General features: G+C 59.9%; 13 protein-coding genes. 5 read left to right on the forward strand and 8 right to left on the reverse strand.

Annotation, left to right across the window (positions count from 1 at the left end; all coding sequences use genetic code 11):
* Positions 1-93 precede the first annotated feature (93 nt).
* The 3 genes from dbpA (at position 94) to yccS (ending at position 5,185) form a co-directional block, all read left to right on the forward strand.
* Complete coding sequence (dbpA, locus tag PMI01S_RS06340) at positions 94-1,431, forward strand: ATP-dependent RNA helicase DbpA (RefSeq protein WP_235864487.1); 1,338 nt, start codon at positions 94-96, stop codon at positions 1,429-1,431.
* Between the two features lie 159 nt (positions 1,432-1,590).
* Positions 1,591-2,769, forward strand: a complete 1,179-nt coding sequence (locus PMI01S_RS06345) for a BaiN/RdsA family NAD(P)/FAD-dependent oxidoreductase (RefSeq protein ID WP_084318482.1) — start codon at positions 1,591-1,593, stop codon at positions 2,767-2,769.
* A gap of 232 nt (positions 2,770-3,001) precedes the next feature.
* Entirely contained in the window at positions 3,002-5,185 is a 2,184-nt protein-coding gene (yccS, locus tag PMI01S_RS06350; protein WP_084318484.1) for a YccS family putative transporter, read from the forward strand.
* A gap of 152 nt (positions 5,186-5,337) precedes the next feature.
* Here the strand turns inward: yccS and PMI01S_RS06355 are convergent, their stop codons facing one another.
* Positions 5,338-6,075, reverse strand: coding sequence for a substrate-binding periplasmic protein (locus PMI01S_RS06355; RefSeq protein WP_084318486.1), 738 nt, complete (start codon positions 6,073-6,075; stop codon positions 5,338-5,340).
* Between the two features lie 254 nt (positions 6,076-6,329).
* Here PMI01S_RS06355 and PMI01S_RS06360 point away from each other — a divergent pair, with 254 nt between their 5' ends.
* Entirely contained in the window at positions 6,330-6,782 is a 453-nt protein-coding gene (locus PMI01S_RS06360; protein WP_084318488.1) for a GNAT family N-acetyltransferase, read from the forward strand.
* A gap of 49 nt (positions 6,783-6,831) precedes the next feature.
* On the opposite strand, the gene PMI01S_RS06365 is transcribed toward PMI01S_RS06360, so the two are convergent.
* The 3 genes from PMI01S_RS06365 to PMI01S_RS06375 all read right to left on the reverse strand — a co-directional run bounded on the left by PMI01S_RS06365 (position 6,832) and on the right by PMI01S_RS06375 (position 9,883).
* A complete protein-coding gene (locus PMI01S_RS06365; protein ID WP_084318490.1) occupies positions 6,832-7,122 on the reverse strand; it encodes a winged helix-turn-helix domain-containing protein in 291 nt (96 codons plus the stop codon).
* A 100-nt stretch (positions 7,123-7,222) separates the two neighbouring features.
* Complete coding sequence (locus PMI01S_RS06370) at positions 7,223-7,714, reverse strand: M48 metallopeptidase family protein (protein WP_084318492.1); 492 nt, start codon at positions 7,712-7,714, stop codon at positions 7,223-7,225.
* 45 nt (positions 7,715-7,759) lie between these two features.
* Complete coding sequence (locus tag PMI01S_RS06375) at positions 7,760-9,883, reverse strand: putative bifunctional diguanylate cyclase/phosphodiesterase (protein ID WP_084318493.1); 2,124 nt, start codon at positions 9,881-9,883, stop codon at positions 7,760-7,762.
* Between the two features lie 319 nt (positions 9,884-10,202).
* Here PMI01S_RS06375 and PMI01S_RS06380 point away from each other — a divergent pair, with 319 nt between their 5' ends.
* Positions 10,203-10,871: a polysaccharide lyase family 7 protein gene (locus PMI01S_RS06380; protein WP_084318495.1), complete on the forward strand. Its 669-nt coding sequence runs from the start codon at positions 10,203-10,205 to the stop codon at positions 10,869-10,871.
* A 190-nt stretch (positions 10,872-11,061) separates the two neighbouring features.
* Here PMI01S_RS06380 and fba read toward each other — a convergent pair whose 3' ends face one another.
* From fba to PMI01S_RS06400, 4 genes are all read right to left on the reverse strand, one after another.
* Positions 11,062-12,126 carry a class II fructose-bisphosphate aldolase gene (fba, locus tag PMI01S_RS06385; protein ID WP_008081027.1) on the reverse strand — a complete coding sequence of 355 codons (1,065 nt, stop codon included), beginning with the start codon at positions 12,124-12,126 and terminating at the stop codon, positions 11,062-11,064.
* A gap of 279 nt (positions 12,127-12,405) precedes the next feature.
* Positions 12,406-12,738, reverse strand: a complete 333-nt coding sequence (locus PMI01S_RS06390) for an MliC family protein (RefSeq protein ID WP_084318497.1) — start codon at positions 12,736-12,738, stop codon at positions 12,406-12,408.
* A 56-nt stretch (positions 12,739-12,794) separates the two neighbouring features.
* Positions 12,795-13,016 (reverse strand): hypothetical protein, encoded by a 222-nt coding sequence (locus PMI01S_RS06395; RefSeq protein WP_084318499.1) that lies wholly within the window; start codon positions 13,014-13,016, stop codon positions 12,795-12,797.
* A gap of 34 nt (positions 13,017-13,050) precedes the next feature.
* A complete protein-coding gene (locus PMI01S_RS06400; protein WP_084318501.1) occupies positions 13,051-14,214 on the reverse strand; it encodes a phosphoglycerate kinase in 1,164 nt (387 codons plus the stop codon).
* Positions 14,215-14,224: the final 10 nt, after the last annotated feature.

A 14,224-nucleotide genomic window follows, 5' to 3' on the forward strand; every position in this document is an offset into this window, starting at 1 on the left:
AGAGGCTGGTACACTGCGCGACATTTTGTTTTGCAGGCCAGTCTCGTGACCACCATCGCCACCGCTTTTAATACTTTGCCGCTGTCCGCCGCCATGCTGGCTAACCTCGACTCCCTCGGTTATGCCCAGATGACGCCGATCCAGGCGCAAAGCTTGCCGGTGATCCTGAAAGGGATGGACCTGATCGCCCAGGCCAAGACCGGCAGCGGCAAGACCGCCGCCTTCGGTATCGGCCTGCTGAACCCGATCAATCCGCGCTTCTTCGGTTGCCAGGCGCTGGTCATTTGCCCGACGCGCGAGCTGGCTGACCAGGTCGCCAAGGAAATCCGTCGCCTGGCCCGCTCCGAAGACAACATCAAGGTCCTGACCCTGTGCGGCGGCGTGGCGTTCGGTCCGCAGATCGGCTCGCTGGAGCATGGCGCGCACATCATCGTCGGCACTCCGGGTCGCATTCAGCAGCACTTGCGCAAGGGTTCGCTGGTGCTCCACGGCCTGAACACGCTGATCCTCGACGAAGCCGACCGCATGCTCGACATGGGTTTCTACGATTCCATCGAAGAAATCATTGCCCAATGCCCGGAGCGTCGCCAGACCCTGCTGTTCTCCGCCACGTACCCGGTGGGCATCAAGCAGCTGGCATCGAAATTCATGCGCAATCCGCAGCAAGTGAAGGCCGAGGCGTTCCACGACGACACGCAAATCGAGCAGCGCTTCTACGAGATTTCCCCGGAAGAGCGCATGGATGCCGTGGTCAAAGTCCTCGCGCATCACCGTCCGGCGTCCTGCGTAGCCTTCTGCTTCACCAAGCAGCAGGTTCAGGAAACCGTTGACCACCTGACCGCCAAAGGCATCTCCGCCGTCGGCCTGCACGGCGATCTGGAACAGCGTGATCGTGACCAGGTGCTGGCGATGTTCGCCAACCGCAGCACTTCGGTGCTGGTTGCCACCGACGTCGCCGCGCGCGGTCTGGACATCGATGCGCTGGACATGGTGATCAACGTCGAATTGGCCCGTGATTCGGAAATCCACATTCACCGCGTCGGCCGTACTGGCCGTGCGGGCGAAAAAGGTATCGCAATCAGCCTGGTCGCCCCGTCCGAAGCGCACCGCGCCCAGGCCATCGAGCAATTGCAGAAGTCGCCGTTGAGCTGGGATCAGCTGGACAACCTCAAATCCCAGGGCGGTGGACCGTTACTGCCGGTGATGAGCACGCTGGTCATCGGCGCGGGCCGTAAAGACAAGGTTCGCCCGGGTGACATTCTCGGCGCACTGACCGGCGATGCCGGGATTCCAGGCGCCCAGGTCGGCAAGATCGCGATTTTCGACTTCCAGGCCTACGTGGCCGTGGAACGCGGGATCGCCAAGCAAGCCTTGCAGCGCCTGAATGACGGCAAGATCAAAGGTCGTTCGCTGCGCGTGCGTATTTTGTAAGAGATCTTCTGCCTGACAGGGATCGAATGTGGGAGCGGGCTTGCTCGCGATAACGGTGTATCAGATGGCATTTATGTTGACTGACACACCGTTATCGCGAGCAAGCCCGCTCCCACATTGGTCTCCCGGTGAATTTAAAATTTGTGTGAGGACACCGTTTTGCGCTCTACCGAAGTCGTGATCATTGGCGCTGGCGCCGCAGGGTTGATGTGTGCACTGACCGCCGCCGGGCGCGGGCGCAAGGTGATGTTGCTCGACCACGCGAACAAGGCCGGCAAGAAAATCCTGATGTCTGGCGGTGGCCGCTGCAATTTCACCAACATGTACACCGAACCGGGCAATTTCCTCTCGCAGAACGAACACTTCTGCAAATCCGCGCTGGCGCGCTATACCCAGTGGGATTTCATCGGGATGGTCGCCAAACACGGCGTGCCGTACCACGAGAAAAAGCTCGGCCAGCTGTTCTGCGATAACAAATCCAGCGACATCCTCGAGATGCTCCTCAATGAGTGCGATCAGGTCGGCGTCAGCCTGCACCTGGACACCTCGATCCAGACCATCGAGAAGCTGGAAAGCGGTTACTTGCTGGACACCACGCTGGGCCAGATCACCTGTGAATCCTTGGTGATCGCCACCGGCGGCCTGTCGATCCCGACCCTGGGCGCCACCGGCTTCGGTTATCAGGTTGCGAAGCAGTTTGGCCACGAACTGTTGCCGACCCGTGCCGGCCTGGTGCCGTTCACCATCACCGATCAGCTCAAGGAGCTTTGCACCGAGCTGTCCGGTACGTCGGTCGATTGCCTGGTCAGCTGCAACGACCAGAGTTTCCGCGAGAACATTCTGTTCACCCACCGCGGCCTCAGCGGCCCGGCGATTTTGCAGATTTCCTCGTTCTGGGAATCCGGCGACTCGGTAGAGATCAACCTGATGCCGGACCACGACGTGCCGGGCTGGCTGCAACAACAGCAAGCCGAACGTCCGAACAGCGAGTTGAAAACCCTGCTTGGCGAGATCTTCACCAAGAAGATGGCCAACCTGCTGGCGGACAACTGGTTCGTCTCCAAACCGATGAAGCAGTACACCCACGCGGAAATCGCTGACATCGCCGAGAAACTGGCGAGCTGGAAAGTGGTGCCGGCCGGCACCGAGGGTTATCGCACGGCTGAGGTGACGCTGGGTGGCGTCGATACCAATGAGGTGTCGTCCAAGACCATGGAATCGCTGAAAAGCCCTGGTTTGTATTTCATCGGTGAAGTGCTGGACGTGACCGGGCATCTGGGCGGTTTCAACTTCCAGTGGGCCTGGGCTTCGGGTTACGCGGCTGCGCAGTACGTCTGATACACCGCGTTATCGTTCTTCGCCAGCAAGCCGGCTCCTACAGGTTTTGTATTCGCTACAAAATCCGGGCATGACGCAAACCCTGTAAGAGCCGGCTTGCTGGCGAGGGCGTCCTGCCCGTCGACAGGGAACTTAAGGAACAGATTTTGCTGTCAGATGTAATCGGCGCCATTGCGTCGGCGTCATTACTGGCTCAATTTAGCGTCATTGCCTCGGAAGGCCCTCGCACTTCATGCCATCGACCCCTTTTCGTCAGTCACTGCGTCGCCTCTGGGCGCTGGATAAATTCAGTTATAGCGTACGGGTGTTCATCGCCCTGACCGGCAGCATGGCGCTGTGTTGGTATCTGGATGAAATGGGGCTGCTGATCCCGCTGTTCCTGGGAATCATTGCCAGCGCCCTGGCCGAGACCGACGACAGTTGGCAGGGCCGCCTCAACTCTCTGGCCGTGACGCTGGTGTGCTTCAGCATCGCTGCCCTCTCCGTCGAATTGCTTTTTCCCTACCCCATCGTCTTCGTCATCGCCCTCGCGCTGGCCAGTTTCGGCCTGACCATGCTCGGCGCCCTCGGCGAACGCTATGGCGCGATTGCCTCGGCGACGTTGATCCTGTCGGTCTACACCATGATCGGCGTGGACCAGCGCGGCGGTGCGGTGACCGATTTCTGGCACGAGCCGGTCCTTCTGGTGGCCGGCGCGGCGTGGTACGGCTTGCTCTCAGTGTTGTGGCAGGCGATGTTTTCCAATCAGCCGGTGCAGCAGAGCCTCGCGCGATTATTCCGAGAGCTGGGCTTTTACCTGAAGCTCAAATCGTCGCTGTTCGAGCCGATCCGGCAGTTGGACGTGGAAGCGCGTCGTCTGGAACTGGCCCAACAGAACGGCCGGGTCGTAGCGGCTTTGAACGCCGCCAAGGAAATCATTTTGCACCGGGTCGGCAATGGTCGACCGGGCTCCAAAGTCAGCCGCTACCTGAAACTCTACTTCCTCGCCCAGGACATCCACGAACGCGCCAGTTCCTCGCACTATCCGTATAACGCGCTGGCCGACGCCTTCTTCCACAGCGACGTGCTGTTCCGCTGCCAGCGCCTGCTGCGCCAGCAGGGCAAGGCTTGCCGGGCGCTGGCGGAATCGATCCAGATGCGCCAGCCGTTCACTTATGACGCCAGCTTCGCCGAGGCCCTGAGCGACCTGCACGCCTCCCTCGAACACCTGCGCATCCAGAGCAACCCAGCCTGGCGCGGACTGCTGCGATCCTTGCGCGCACTGGCGGCCAACCTCGGCACCCTCGACCATCTGCTCAGTGACGCGAGCAACCCCGACGCGCTCGCCGACGCTACCGACAGCAGTCTGCTCGACCGTTCGCCACGCAGCCTCAAGGATGTGTGGATGCGCTTGCGTACGCAGCTGACGCCCACTTCGCTGCTGTTCCGCCACGCCCTTCGATTGCCCCTCGCGTTGAGCATCGGCTACGGCATGGTGCATTTGATTCACCCCTCGCAAGGTTACTGGATCATCCTCACCACGCTCTTTGTCTGCCAACCGAACTACGGCGCGACCCGGCGCAAGCTCGGCCAGCGGATCATCGGCACCGCCATCGGCCTGACCCTGGCCTGGGCGCTGTTTGATCTGTTCCCGAACCCGCTGATCCAGTCGTGCTTCGCGATTGCCGCCGGGGTGGTGTTCTTCACCAACCGCACCACGCGCTACACCCTGGCGACGGCGGCGATCACCTTGATGGTGCTGTTCTGCTTCAACCAGGTCGGCGACGGTTATGGCCTGCTCCTGCCGCGGCTTTTCGATACCTTGCTCGGCAGCCTGATCGCCGGGCTTGCGGTGTTCCTGTTCCTGCCGGACTGGCAGGGCCGACGCCTGAACAAAGTGCTGGCCAATACCCTGACCTGCAACAGCATTTACCTGCGTCAGATCATGCAGCAATACGCCGCCGGCAAAAGCGACGACCTGGCTTATCGCCTGGCCCGACGCAACGCGCATAACGCGGATGCGGCGCTGTCGACGACGCTGGCCAACATGTTGATGGAGCCGGGGCATTTCCGTAAGGAAGCGGATGTCGGGTTCCGTTTCCTGGTGTTGTCGCACACGTTGCTCAGCTATTTGTCAGGGCTGGGCGCACACCGTGAAACCCAGCTGCCGGCCGACGTGCGCGAGCATTTGATCGAAGGTGCCGGCGTGAAACTGGCGGCGAGCATTGATGAGATCGCTCAAGGCCTGGCGAGCAAACTGCCGATTGCGATTCAAAGCGATGAGGAAGAGGCGCTGGCCAATGAGCTGGAGCAGATGCCGGACGAGATCGATGAAGGGCAGCGGTTGGTGCAGACGCAGTTGGCGCTGATTTGCCGGCAGTTGGGGCCGTTGCGGACGTTGGCGGCGCATCTCATCAAGGATACGAGCGAGGATTGAGATCTGTGGTGGCTGGGCGGGCCTCTTCGCGGGCAAGCCCGCTCCCACATGGGATTTGTGGTGAACAGAAAATCCAGGTACACCGCTGAACCTGTGGGCGCGGGCTTGCTCGCGAAGAGGCCATCAGCCACACCACAAATCTCGAAGGGACCTTACATCCCATGCTCCTTCATCAACCGCTCATAACTCCCATCCGCCTTCATCTCGGCAATCTCCCGATCAAAACCCGCCACGATCTGTGCATGCTGCGGATTTTTCAGGCTGACCAGAATATGCAGGCTGTTCTCGCTCAACGGTTTGGGCAGGAATTCCACGGCATTGCGCACCTTGGCTGATTCCCGGGACAGGTAATAACGCGCGACGTATTCATCCTCCAGGGTCAGCTTGACCCGATCGGCGGCGAGCATGCGCACGGCCATGGCGAAGCTGTGCACCGGGATTTTCTGTAGCGAGTCGTCTTCATCGAACGCCGTTGAATAGGCATAACCGCGCACTACCGCAATCGGGTACGTGTGCAATTGCTGCAGATTATTGAATTCGATCGGCGCGTCCTTGCGCTTGAGAAAGCGCACGCGGTTGAGCAGGTACTCGCCAGAAAACTGGCCGAGCCTGGTCCGTTCATCGGTGTACCAGGCGTTCACCAGCACGTCGTAACGCCCCTCGCCTATACCCAGCAGCGCTCGCGCCCACGGCACCTGTTCAAAATCGCTGGCATAGCCGGCGCGGGCCAGCGCGGTGCTGACGATGTCGGTGGCCAGCCCGCCGTTGACCAGCGTGGCGTCGGTAAAGGGCGGCCATGAATCGGCGACCAACCGCAGTTTTTCCGCTGCGGCGCTCTGAGTCAGCGACAGCAATCCGATCAAGGCCAAAGCTCGATGCAATCGCGGCATGCTCGAAAATCCTTAGCGGGCGGCTGCCCGACGTTTTCAGCCAAAACTCCAAGGCCCCGTACCGGCGAAACCCAGGTACTAACATTAGCTCATCGAAGCCACTGCACAGCGCTTCATCCCAGATTACACAAAGAAGACAACGCCGCGCGAAATGAATGATGGCATTTTGGCCTATGTCACAGATTTCTCCGCCATCAAGACATCTTTCGTCCGGACGCTTAGTATCGGAGGGACGTTGCTCAAGGAATGTGAAGATGACAATCGATTGGATCTGCAAACACCACAGCGATCTGGGCAAGGAGCAGCTCTACGCCGCTCTGCAGCTGCGCGCCGAAGTGTTCGTTGTGGAGCAGAAATGTGTTTATCAAGACATCGATGGCCAGGATCTGGAAGGTGACACCTGCCACCTGATGGCCTGGGATGGGAATCGACTGGTGGCGTACCTGCGTTTGCTCGATCCTGAATTACAAGGCGGTGATGTGGTAATCGGACGGGTGATTACCGCACCGGATTACCGCGGCAAGGGCCTGGGCCATGAGCTGATCGCCCAGGCGTTGAAGCAGGCGGAAAAGCGCTGGCCTGACGTGCCGGTTTATCTGTCGGCCCAGGCGCATTTGCAGGGGTATTACGGGCGGTACGGGTTTGTCGTGGCGGGCGAGGAATACCTGGAGGACGGGATTCCGCATATCGGGATGCGTCGCCCTTAAGGGCCTCTTCGCGGGCAAGTCGAAGGCGTCAGACCAGCCACCGCAAAACTCAGGGATACTCCAACACCGCCTTGATCTGCCGCAGATTACGCTCGATCCAGCCCCGATCAATCGCCCCCCACTCGCGAATCCGATAACGCCCGGCATGGTTGCGCGCGCCCTCTTCCTGCTCGAACTCGCAAATGATGTCCAGATCCGCCAACGCCGCAATGGTGTCCTGGGCCGTGCGCCGGGGCATGCCGGTCACCTCGGTCAGTGCCGGGACGCTGCTGGCCAGCCCGCTGTCGATCAGGTACGCCACGTACAAGCGGCGATAGAAGCTGCTCTTGGTCTTGCTCACGTCCGCTCCTTGTTATTAGAAGATCAAAAGATTGCAGCCTTCGGCAGCTCCTGCAGGGTGTGCGCCTTCCCTTGTAGGAGCTGCCGAAGGCTGAGATCTTTTACTGCATTTCCCGCCACGTCAGGTACACCCGCAAATCGAACTCGATCTGGTGATACCCCGGCAACATGTGTTCGCACAGCTTGTAGAACGCCTTGTTGTGATCCGACTCCTTGAAGTGCGCCAGCTCGTGCACCACGATCATTTTCAGGAACTCGGCGGGGGCTTCCTTGAACAATGAAGCCACGCGGATTTCTTTCTTGGCCTTGAGCTTGCCGCCCTGCACCCGCGAGATCGTGGTGTGCAGGCCAAGGGCGCGGTGGGTCAGGTCCAGACGGTTGTCGAACAACACCTTGTCGATGGCCGGGGCGTTACGCAGGTATTCATGCTTCAGGTCCAGCGCATAGGTGTACAACGCCTTGTCGCTCTGCACGTCGTGCATTTGCGGGTAACGCTGGCTCAGGTAATCGCCCAGCCGACCTTCGGTGATCAGCCGGCGCACCTGGTCCTGCAATGCATCGGGATAGGCCTGGAGGAATTTCAAGGCAGTCATCGGGGCGGCAACATCAGTTACGAAAAGGTCGCCAGTGTAGCGAATTCAGTCCGTCAGCGCGCTCCAGTCGAACGGCTGCGCAAAGTCGCCGACCTCTTCAGCCACCATCGGGTGCGCCACCAGGAAGCCTTGTACGTACTCGCAACCATTGGCTTGCAGCCATTCATATTGCGCGACGGTTTCCACCCCTTCGGCGATCACCAGCATTGCGTATTGTTTGCACAGGTCGATCACATTGCGCACCAGCGCCGCATCCCGTGAGGACGCTGGCAAGCGAGCGATCAGATGGCGATCGAGCTTGAGCGTGTCCAGCTCCAGATCGCGCAGATGAGCCAGCGAGCACGGCCCGGATCCGAAGTCATCCAGCGCCACCCGTACGCCCAGGTTACGCAGCAGGCGCAGCTGTTTACGGGTTTCCTCGGGGTTGTGCATCAAGGCCTCTTCAGTGACCTCGACTTCCAGATGACGCGCCTGCAAGCCATGACGCTCCAGCACCTGGCGCAACTCGGTGACCAGGTTGGGCATGCCAAATTGCGTGCTGCTCAAACTGACCCCCAGCACCAGGTCCTCGGCAAACAGGGTTTCCCAGGCTTTGCGCTGCCCGGCGCCACAATGATAGATCCAGCTGCCCAGGCGACTGATCAACCGCGCTTCTTCCAGCAACGGTAAAAACAGTCCGGGCGGCACGTCGCCGACACTCGGGTGCTGCCAGCGCAATAGCGCTTCGAACCCGCGAATCTGTCCACCGTCGATGGCCACCTGCGGTTGATACACCAGATTGAAATCACGGTTTTCAATGGCGGTGCGCACACTTTCTTCGAGCATCAGCCGTGAGCGCGCCCGACCATTCATGTCATGGTCATAGAAGCGATACTGCTGACGGCCGGCACGCTTGGCCTCGTACATGGCGATGTCCGAAGCCCGCATCAGACCATCGAGATTGGCCCCGCAATCCGGGTACGTGGCGATGCCGATGCTGGCGCCCAGCGCAATATCCAGACCATCGATCTGCTGACAGATCGACACCCGCTCGATGAGCTTTTCGGCAATCTTCGCCGCTTGTTCGGGGAACTCCAGATCCAGCAGCGCCGTGAACTCATCGCCGCCCATGCGCGCCAGAATGTCGAACGGCCGCAAGCACGCCTTCAACTGCTCGGAGACCCAGCGCAACACGCGGTCGCCGGCATCGTGGCCAAGGGAATCGTTGACCCGCTTGAACCCGTCGAGATCGAGATAGAGCAGCACCCACGAGCTGTCGGAGCGCTCGCCACGCAGCAGCAGGTTTTCCACCGTCTGATAGAAACCTCGGCGATTGAGCAGCCCGGTCAACGGGTCGGTCACCGCCTGGAATTCCAGCTGCTGATGCAGGTGGCGCACCACCGACATGTCCAGCACCGTCACCACCATCGCGTGCTGTTCGGTGGGCAATGGTGCGCAAGACAGCGCCACGGGCACCTGCTGGCCGGGGGCCGTACGCAACAGCGCGTCATGCAGGCGCAAGGTTTCGCCGCGTTTATAACCGGCGAGCAATTCGGAGTCGGCCCAGATCGGAATGTGCGGTTTTTGCAGGTAATCCAGAAACTCTTTGCCTTGCAGGTCTTGCAGCTTGGCATTCAGCAGCCGCGACATCGCCGGGTTGGCAAAGCGGATCAGACCGTCTTCGCCGACCACCAGAATGCCTTCGGCGGCGTTGTCCAGCACCGAGGCATTAAAGGCGCGCGCGACCTCCAGATCGTGGCTCAGGCGCTGCAACGCCCGGCGATTGCGCTGATGCTCGAGCAGTGCCTGGACTTTGGGCTTGAGGATCTGCGGATCGAACGGTTTGAACAGGTAATCCACCGCACCGCTGGCATAGCCCTTGATCACGGCGTCCTGGGACTGTTCGTTGGCGGTGAGGAAAATGATCGGTGTGAGACGGGTTCGCTGGCTGCCGCGCATCAGGCGTGCGACTTCAAAGCCGTCCATGCCCGGCATCTGCACATCCAGCAGCACCAGGTCGATATCGTGTTCGAGTAAAAGACTGAGGGCTTCAAATCCGGACGCAGCCGTCATGACCTGCCAATCCTGGCGCTGCAACAACGCGCGCATGCTGATCAGGTTTTCAGGGTAATCATCGACGATTAAAAGGGTTGAGCTGCCTTCGGCTGGCGTGGGTTGCGCGCATTCCATGCTGCTTCTCTTGTTGGGGCGTCAGGCCGGTTTCTCGTGAAAACCGGACAAAAACAAGCCTTCACTCTAGACCGGGATTCGCGAAAGCAGAAGATATCAGTAAGCCATCATTTAACTAAAGGGTTCATTTGCCGACTAACGGTCACCGCTACAGGCCGCTAAAACCGGGAAAGATGGCCTTTTAACAGGATTTTGACGTCATCCATCTGTCAGACAGCCGTTAACAAATTGAACTTTCACGCTTATAAAGAACGCCCTCCAAGGCGCGTGCTAGAGCTTCTGGTACGTCCGTGCTGCAAAATTTGTGGAAGCTTTGTCTATGATCGATCTCGCATCCTGGAACCTCAGTGTTCCCGTCGGCAACCCGCCGTACACCGTTGAAACAGCCAAACTGGTGAACGGCTTCAAGGATCAATACTTCCACTCCGACACCGGCACCCTGTTTTTCTGGTCGCCGGTGACTGGCACGAGAACGGAAAATGCGAAATATCCGCGCACCGAACTGCGGGAAACCTACAGCAACGGCACCCTGAAAAACTGGTACTACCCGGACGCCGACAATTCCCTGCGCGCCACCCTGGCGGTGAACCAGGTGCCGAGCTCGGGCAAGATCGTCATCGGCCAGATCCACGCCTATCAAAGCCAAAAGCCCATGGTCAAGGTCGAGTACCAATACAAGACCACCACGAAAACCGGCAACATCGTCGCCAAAGTGCGCATGCACCCTGATGATGGCGAAGGCCGGGTAATCACCATCGCCACTGGCGTGAAGCTGGATCAGGAGTTCTCCTACATGATCCACCTCAGCCCTGGCGGGGCGCTGGGCGTCAGTGCCGCGGGTTATCAATGGGACACCAACATCAGCGCCACGTGGCGGGTTAAACCGCTGTACTTCAAGGCCGGGGTGTATGTGCAGGACAACACCGGGTACACCAGTGAAGGCGGTAAAGTGACATTTAGCAAACTGGATATTGATCACGATAAGTGATGTGAATCACAGCTGAACTGTGGGAGCGGGCTTGCTCGCGAAAGCGTAGTGTCAGACGACATCAATGCTGAATGACACACCGCTTTCGCGAGCAAGCCCGCTCCCATAGGGGATCGCATTGACCATTAATCATCGCCCACAAAAAACCCGCCTCTCGGCGGGTTTTTTGTGCGGCTCAAACGCGGAAGGCTTAGTTGACCTTGGCGTTCAACTCACCTTTCAGGTAACGCTGGTACATCGCTTCCAGCGAGATCGGCTTGATCTTCGAAGCGTTGCCGGCAGTGCCGAAAGCTTCGTAGCGAGCGATACATACATCACGCATCGCAGTAACGGTCGCGCCGAAGAATTTACGTGGGTCGAATTCGCTCGGGTTGGTGGCCATCAGGCGACGCATCGCACCGGTGGACGCCAGGCGCAGGTCAGTGTCGATGTTGACCTTGCGCACGCCGTGCTTGATGCCTTCAACGATTTCTTCAACCGGCACGCCGTAGGTTTCTTTGATGTCGCCGCCGTACTGGTTGATGATCGCCAGCCACTCTTGCGGAACCGAAGACGAACCGTGCATCACCAGGTGGGTGTTGGGGATACGTTTGTGGATTTCCTTGATGCGGTCGATGGCCAGCACGTCGCCGGTAGGCGGCTTGGTGAACTTGTACGCGCCGTGGCTGGTGCCGATGGCGATGGCCAGGGCGTCGACCTGGGTGCGCTTGACGAAGTCAGCGGCTTCTTCCGGGTCGGTCAGCATCTGGCTGTGATCCAGAACGCCTTCGGCACCGATGCCGTCTTCTTCACCGGCCATGCCGGTTTCCAGCGAACCCAGGCAGCCCAGCTCGCCTTCTACCGAAACGCCGCAGGCGTGAGCCATGGCCACGGTTTGTTGGGTGACGCGCACGTTGTAGTCGTAGTCGGTCGGGGTCTTGCCGTCTTCGCCGAGGGAGCCGTCCATCATCACCGAGCTGAAGCCCAGTTGGATGGAGCGCTGGCAGACGTCTGGGCTGGTGCCGTGGTCCTGGTGCATGCACACCGGGATGTGCGGGAATTCTTCGATTGCCGCCAGGATCAGGTGACGCAGGAACGGTGCGCCGGCGTATTTGCGAGCACCGGCCGAAGCCTGGACGATCACCGGGGAGTCAGTCTTGTCAGCGGCTTCCATGATGGCGCGCATCTGCTCAAGGTTGTTGACGTTGAAGGCTGGAACGCCGTAGCCGAACTCGGCTGCGTGGTCCAGCATCTGGCGCATGCTGATAAGTGCCATTGTGTGTGTCTCTCCCGGTTTGGGTCGTTAATCGTGCCAGCCTGCCGGAGCGGCGGCGGCTATTCAAGTTATTGCAGATCGGAGGGTTTGGCCCGGTCCGCTAATTCGGTACTACAAAAATCTTCAGTACTGCACAGAACCCCGTGGGAGCGGGCTTGCTCGCGAATGCGGTTTCACATTCAACATTGATGTCGACTGACCCACCGCTTTCGCGAGCAAGCCCGCTCCCGCATTTGGATCTGCTTCCACATTGGATCTGTGGTGTATCAATTTTGTGTCTTACTGCGCTTTACAACCGCGGCCAATCAAATCGTTGGTGGCGACCCAGTACACCAGGCCTTCCTCACCTTTTACGTGAAACGCCAGCATGTCGTTGCTGTACAGCGAACCTTCCGCACCCGGTTCAAGCTTCAGGCGATAGACCTGATCGGCCCCGCCGAGGCGCACGTCGACAGCCTTGCGGCTGTCATCAGTGTACCGCCAGAGCACTTTGGCCTGGCTGTCGCAGGTCCAGGTGGTCCAGTTATCCGTCGATTCGGCAGGCTTGAACAGGTTGAAATTCGAGCAACCCGCCAGCAGTGCCAGCACCGTAATGGCGATAAAACCTTTCATCCGTGTTCCTCGACTGACGGCGCACGCCGCCAGCCCTGAGTAAGGAGTCAGACCCGTCAAGGGCAACCATGTTCCTTGGCGGGTGTCTGTGTTTCGTATTTGTCCAGGCCATCAGGACCGGAACGCTTGTTGATCACCGGGTTGGTTTCCGCTTGCCAGTCAGCCTGGTAGCAGCCTTTTTCAACCGATTGCGGCGCAGGGTCCGGCTTGGCTTTGGGGTTACTCCCGCAAGCCGCCAGCGAACCTGCAACGATCAACAGCGCTAGCGCCTTGACCATCTGAACACTCCCTTTCCTGGTCAAATCAGCGACCTCAGGCCTTGGCCCGACTTTCCAGGACTTCTACGGCTGGCAACACTTTGCCTTCGACGAATTCGAGGAATGCGCCGCCGCCGGTAGAAATGTAGGAGATCTGATCCGCTACGCCATATTTGTCGATGGCCGCCAGGGTGTCGCCGCCGCCCGCGATGGAGAACGCCGAGCTTTCTGCGATGGCCTGAGCCAGCACTTTGGTGCCGTTACCGAACTGGTCGAATTCGAACACGCCGACCGGGCCGTTCCACAGGATGGTCTTGGACGACTTCAACAGCTCGGCGAAATTCGCCGCGGTCTGTGGGCCGATGTCCAGGATCATGTCGTCTGCCGCTACGTCGGCGATCAGCTTGACGGTTGCGGTAGCGCTTTCAGCGAATTCCTTGGCAACCACAACGTCTACCGGCAGCGGCACGCTGACTTTCGCGGCGATCTCGCGAGCGGTGTCCAGCAGGTCCGGCTCGTACAGGGATTTGCCGACCGGATGACCGGCAGCCGCCAGGAACGTGTTGGCAATGCCGCCGCCAACGATCAACTGGTTGCAGATCTGGCTCAGGCTGTTCAGCACGTCGAGTTTGGTCGAGACCTTGGAACCGGCAACGATGGCCGCCATTGGCTGGGCCGGGGCGCCGAGGGCTTTGCCCAGTGCGTCGAGCTCAGCGGCCAGCAGCGGGCCAGCGGCAGCGACTTTGGCGAACTTGGCCACGCCATGGGTCGAACCCTCGGCGCGGTGAGCGGTGCCGAAGGCGTCCATCACGAACACGTCGCACAGGGCGGCGTATTGTCGGGCCAGTTCGTCAGCGTTCTTTTTCTCGCCTTTGTTGAAGCGCACGTTTTCGAACAGCACGATGTCGCCGGCCTTGACGTCAACGCCGCCCAGGTAATCGGCAACCAGCGGCACTTCGCGGCCCAGGGCCTTGCTCAGGTAGTCGGCGACAGGCTTGAGGCTGTTCTCGGCCGAGAACTCGCCTTCGGTCGGACGGCCAAGGTGCGAGCAGACCATCACGGCCGCGCCTTTTTCCAGGGCCAGCTTGATGGTCGGCAGCGAAGCCAGGATTCGCGCATCGCTGGTGACTACACCGTCCTTGACTGGGACGTTGAGGTCTTCGCGGATCAATACGCGCTTACCTTGCAGATCGAGGTCGGACATCTTCAACACGGTCATGGGTCGCACT

The sequence above is a fragment of the Pseudomonas migulae NBRC 103157 genome, from assembly GCF_002091715.1.
Taxonomy (GTDB): domain Bacteria; phylum Pseudomonadota; class Gammaproteobacteria; order Pseudomonadales; family Pseudomonadaceae; genus Aquipseudomonas; species Aquipseudomonas migulae_A.